The organism is Metallosphaera yellowstonensis MK1, from assembly GCF_000243315.1.
Classification (GTDB): Archaea; Thermoproteota; Thermoprotei_A; order Sulfolobales; family Sulfolobaceae; genus Metallosphaera; species Metallosphaera yellowstonensis.
This window is the reverse complement of the sequence record NZ_JH597768.1, coordinates 79,013-83,328: the sequence shown is the minus strand read 5'-3', so window position 1 is coordinate 83,328 and position 4,316 is coordinate 79,013. Positions and strand designations below refer to the sequence as shown.

Genomic DNA, 4,316 nt, shown 5'->3' with positions numbered 1-4,316 from the left:
GGGGCAACCACCCCGTTCGTCCTGGGGAACTTTGGGAACTCGTGGTAGACCACGAACGAGACGTACACCCAATTTCTCAGTGACAGCAGTTATTAGATTTTGCCTTGACTTCAAGGCCAAACCTAACGAGAAATCCCATAACTGCTCCTCATTATAAGGATTGGCTCAACTTCGAGAAAGGACATTTAAACCGCTAAGACGTTCTTATTGGGTGTACGGCCGGGACGTTTTATTACTACTCGTCTCCAGGATCTCCAGGAGTGCCGCAGCGGGGGTCCTAGCTGTGGTGGTAGGTCTCTATTACCTCAACGACCTTCACCTCAGCCTCCTGGCCATAGGGATACTGTTCGGTGCTGGAGCCTTCGTGACTCCCGTCCTTAGCCTGGTACTGGGAGTTTTCTCCGATAGGATAGGGAGGAAGAAGGTCCTCCTCTTGACCCTCTTCTTTCTCCCAGCTGCCATCCTGATACTCCTGCTTACCACCTCATTCCCCCTCCTACTACTCTCCTCAGCGTTGGGCGGGTTCGGAATTGCCGGAGGACTCATAGGAGGCGGGGTTGGGGCCACAGCGGCACCAATGCAGACTGCCCTCCTGTCGGAGAAGGTGAAGCCCGAAGAGAGAACAAAAGTCTTCTCCATCTTCACGATGCTCTCCAGCTACGCTGGAGCAGGAGGAGCTCTCCTGTCTCACATATCCAACTACAGGGAGTTGTTCATGATCTCGTTGGCCATCTCCTCCCTCTCTGCCCTCGTGGTGATCCCAGTGAAGGAGGATTTCAAGCCCAGGGAGAGAGTTGAGGTTAGTAAGGGAGGAGATGAGGAGGTAATAAGGAAGTTCACAGTAACCGGTGTACTCAACGGAGTATCCCAGGGGCTCATAGTTCCCTTCATACCCATCATCTTTGCTAAGGAATACGGACTGACACAGAGCACCATAGGAGAGGTCATATCCCTGGGAGGCGTCATGTCAGCTACTCTCATGTTAGCTACACCTTGGTTAGCGTCTAGGATGGGTTTCGTAAAGCTCATAATAGTCACGAGATCCGCCTCTGCCGTGATGGTTCTACTGTTCCCCTTCCTGGGGAACACACTACTGGCCTCCCTGGATTACCTCCTGTTCACTCCATTAAGGGTCGTCTCTCTCCCAGCCCAACAGGCCCTCATGATGAACCTGGTGGGAGAGGGAAGAAGGGCAACAGCCACAGGTGCCAATCAAGCGGGGAGACTCCTACCCTCAGCGGCGTCTACAACTCTCTCAGGTTTCCTCTTGAACGCCCTGTCTGTGGCTTTACCCTTCGAGATATCCTGTGTCGCCACACTAGCTAACTCGGTGCTCTACTACAAATTCTTCAGGAACATCGATAGGATGGCTTCAGGTAACGTCACTATCGTGGAATAGTTCGAGAGGGTGTTTACCCGTGGTGCAACTTACCTTCTTTAATACTTCTAAATACGCCACGGGCACCCCTCCTAAGGGATCATACACAGTCACCCCCAGATCATTGGGGCTACTCGAGGGAAACTTCAATACCCTTCCATCCAACTTCTCTCCCATCCTCGTGAGCAGTGCCCGTCATCGGTTGGGAGATCATCAGAAGGAAATTCCTTGGTAACACCACATGAAAATAACTCATGTCGTATTGGATTTAAAAGTAATTAAAAATGTTTAAAAGTTACGCAGGAATGTTATAGTCTCGAGGATAGATGGAAGTACGACTCGCCCCTTAGGGTTACCATGTGAAACTCATGATCAGATTCCGAGGTGACCCACTCAGCAAGTTAGAAAGCATTTTAAGTTCCCTTAACCTACATGATATATGGTAATGGATCCAGTATGCGGTATGGAGGTCTCTGAGACCTCTAAGTTTAAGACCATGTACAAGGGGAAAGTATACTACTTCTGTGGTCCGGGTTGCAAAAGAGAATTCGAGAAGGACCCAGAGGGTTACCTAAAGAGCGGACCAAAGGGAATGCCCGACATGTGAGGTATCCTTCAAGAAGCCTCAACGGAAGGAAATCTTATTACGTTATTTAAAGTATTTATTGTTATGACAAATGTAGCAGTGGTGGGAACTGGGCACTCCAAGTTCGGTTCCAGGACAGACGTGACGCTTCAGGAACTTGCCTGGGAAGCTGTGAAACAAGCCCTCGAGGAAGCTAACGTGGAACAAAAGAACGTCAAATACTTCTCTGTGGGAAATGTGGGGACGTGGAGTGCAGAGCCTCTGCCTGCAATAGTAGTGGGGGAGTACTGCAACTTGAACCCCAGTGGAACCATGAGAGTTGAGGCAGCTTGTGCCTCAGGGAGCGCTGCTCTCAGGGACGCTTACCTGGCGGTAAAGTCAGGAGAAGTGGACATAGCTATGGCTGTAGGTGTGGAGCAGATGCATCAGTCCCCCAACCTCACGGTGGTGGAAATGATAGGAAGGGCCGGGAACTACTTCTGGGAGTTCGAGAACTTCGGTCTGACCTTCCCTGGTTATTACGCACTTTACGCAACTGCATACATGTCCAAGTACGGAATGAAGGAGGAGGACTTGGGAAAAGTAGCCATTAAGGCACACCACTACGGGGCTCTTAATCCCTACGCACACTTTCAGAAGGAGATAACCATGGAGGAATACCTGAAGTCCAGACCCGTGGCCTGGCCCCTAAAGCTCTTGGATTCCTCCCCTATAACGGACGGGGCTGCGGCGGTCGTTCTTGCCTCTGAGGAAATGGCGAGAAAGCTCACCGACTCCCCCGTCTGGATAGAGGCTCAGGGTGTAGCCTCAGGGACGGCGAACCTCTCCAGGAGAACCGACTTCACTTCCATAGAGGCCGCCAGGATTGCTGCAGAACAGGTCTATAGAAGGGCCGGGATCAACATGGACTCACCCTGGAAGCAAATAGACGTGGCAGACGTTCACGACTGTTTCACCATAGCCGAGATAGTCGCGTACGAAGACCTGAGGTTCGCCAAGAGGGGTGAGGGCATGCTCCTGGCTAGGGAAGAGCAAACATATGTTGGAGGGAGAATACCGGTAAACGTGGATGGTGGGCTGAAGGCTAAGGGACACCCCATTGGTGCTACAGGTGTTAGTATGGCTGTCTCTTTAACGAGACAACTACTTTACAGAGCCCCGCACAAGTCCATGCAGGCTGACATCAAGAACGGGAGAGCACTAGCCCACAACGTAGGTGGGACGGGACACTACGCTTACGTGACCCTATTCTCAACCAGGAGGCCGGGAACATGATCTCTGAGGTAAGGGAGACCAAGCAGAAGGAGATACAGATCCTTCTTAAACAACTGGACGGTTTAGTACAGATCAAGGGATTGCCAATCTTTCCGGAACCCAAGACCGGAAATCCGCTGTGGGCTGACGTAAGGGAGTTGGACTTAAGGTACCAGATCCCTGTGAAGAAAGTGACCAGGTTCTTCGATGAGCTGGGTAAGGGAAAGATCATGGCCACAAAGTGTGTGAAGTGTAACACTATCTACTTCCCTCCCCAGGACGACTGCCCGAAGTGCAGGGTCTCTGGACTGGAGTGGGTGGAGCTACCTGTTGAAGGGGAGTTGATAACGTACACCATCATTTCAGTGAAACCTCCTTCGTTCTCCCACTACCCAGACTACGTTGTTGGGATAGCCGACCTCGGGGAAGTCAATGTGACCGCCTGGGTTCAAGGCCCTAAGGAAAAACTGAAGGTAGGAGCAAAGGTCAGGTTAGAGGTTGTAAAGAGGGAGCCAGAGGGGTATCTAACGTACTCCCTAAGGTTGCTCTAGTTTCTTTTTTTCCTCTCCCCGTTGCCAATAGTTTCAGCTGAACCGTTGAGGTTTATATTATTTGTTTGTTGGATAGAGATTAATATATAGTAATTATTAGATTTCCCTTGATAACAGGACGTCGGTTAAGGGAAAGTCAAAAATAACTGCTATACAGCAGTTATCAGATTTCGCCTTGACTTCAAGGCTACACCTAACGAAAAATCCCACGATTGCTGTGCTATAATATACAGCAGTTATGGGAATCTTAGGGAGGTAATACGGGAAAGTCGGTATTAGCGAGAAGTTTTTAATTTTCGACGCCGTCCCACTGAAAAGATGACGAACAGAAAGGGAGAGGTCGAACTGGCTAAGGAGGATCTGATCAAGGCGGTCAACCAGGTCCTGGGCATAGTGAGGAGGAACGGGAGGAGCAGGAAGGTCGGGTTGGCACTCGTCTTGATGGTCCTGCTAGGTGGGAGGTCCAGCGTGAGGAATGCTGCTGAGACGTTCGGGTTGGACTACACAAACCTGCTGGAGGCGTTGGGGGAACTCGAAGACGCGTGGA

At 50.8% G+C, this 4,316-nt stretch carries 5 protein-coding genes and 1 pseudogene; 5 read left to right on the top strand and 1 reads right to left on the bottom strand.

What is annotated here, in order from left to right; translation table 11 throughout:
• Positions 1 to 211: 211 nt before the first annotated feature.
• Positions 212 to 1,399 carry an MFS transporter gene (locus METMK1DRAFT_RS07940; protein ID WP_009072685.1) on the top strand — a complete coding sequence of 396 codons (1,188 nt, stop codon included), beginning with the start codon at positions 212 to 214 and terminating at the stop codon, positions 1,397 to 1,399.
• Here METMK1DRAFT_RS07940 and METMK1DRAFT_RS19060 read toward each other — a convergent pair.
• Positions 1,373 to 1,543: a hypothetical protein gene (locus METMK1DRAFT_RS19060; RefSeq protein ID WP_245544600.1), complete on the bottom strand. Its 171-nt coding sequence runs from the start codon at positions 1,541 to 1,543 to the stop codon at positions 1,373 to 1,375. The genes METMK1DRAFT_RS07940 and METMK1DRAFT_RS19060 overlap by 27 nt on opposite strands.
• A gap of 274 nt (positions 1,544 to 1,817) precedes the next feature.
• Between METMK1DRAFT_RS19060 and METMK1DRAFT_RS16465 the strand changes: the two genes are divergently transcribed.
• The 4 genes and pseudogenes from METMK1DRAFT_RS16465 to METMK1DRAFT_RS07925 form a co-directional block, all read left to right on the top strand.
• Positions 1,818 to 1,985 carry a YHS domain-containing protein gene (locus METMK1DRAFT_RS16465; protein ID WP_009072679.1) on the top strand — a complete coding sequence of 56 codons (168 nt, stop codon included), beginning with the start codon at positions 1,818 to 1,820 and terminating at the stop codon, positions 1,983 to 1,985.
• Positions 1,986 to 2,048: 63 nt separating this feature from the next.
• Complete coding sequence (locus tag METMK1DRAFT_RS07935) at positions 2,049 to 3,239, top strand: thiolase domain-containing protein (RefSeq protein ID WP_009072676.1); 1,191 nt, start codon at positions 2,049 to 2,051, stop codon at positions 3,237 to 3,239.
• On the top strand, positions 3,236 to 3,769 hold the full coding sequence (locus tag METMK1DRAFT_RS07930) for a Zn-ribbon domain-containing OB-fold protein (protein ID WP_009072674.1): 534 nt from the start codon (positions 3,236 to 3,238) through the stop codon (positions 3,767 to 3,769). Before METMK1DRAFT_RS07935 ends, METMK1DRAFT_RS07930 begins: the two co-directional genes overlap by 4 nt.
• Positions 3,770 to 4,087: 318 nt before the next feature.
• A pseudogene (locus tag METMK1DRAFT_RS07925) lies at positions 4,088 to 4,316 on the top strand (IS701 family transposase); the annotation flags it as partial.

Excerpts from the sequence above, each read along its gene's own strand:
- METMK1DRAFT_RS07930 (WP_009072674.1), top strand. The coding sequence starts at position 3,236 with ATGATCTCTGAGGTAAGGGAGACCAAGCAGAAGGAGATACAGATCCTT.
- METMK1DRAFT_RS07935 (WP_009072676.1), top strand. The coding sequence starts at position 2,049 with ATGACAAATGTAGCAGTGGTGGGAACTGGGCACTCCAAGTTCGGTTCC.
- METMK1DRAFT_RS16465 (WP_009072679.1), top strand. The coding sequence starts at position 1,818 with ATGGTAATGGATCCAGTATGCGGTATGGAGGTCTCTGAGACCTCTAAG.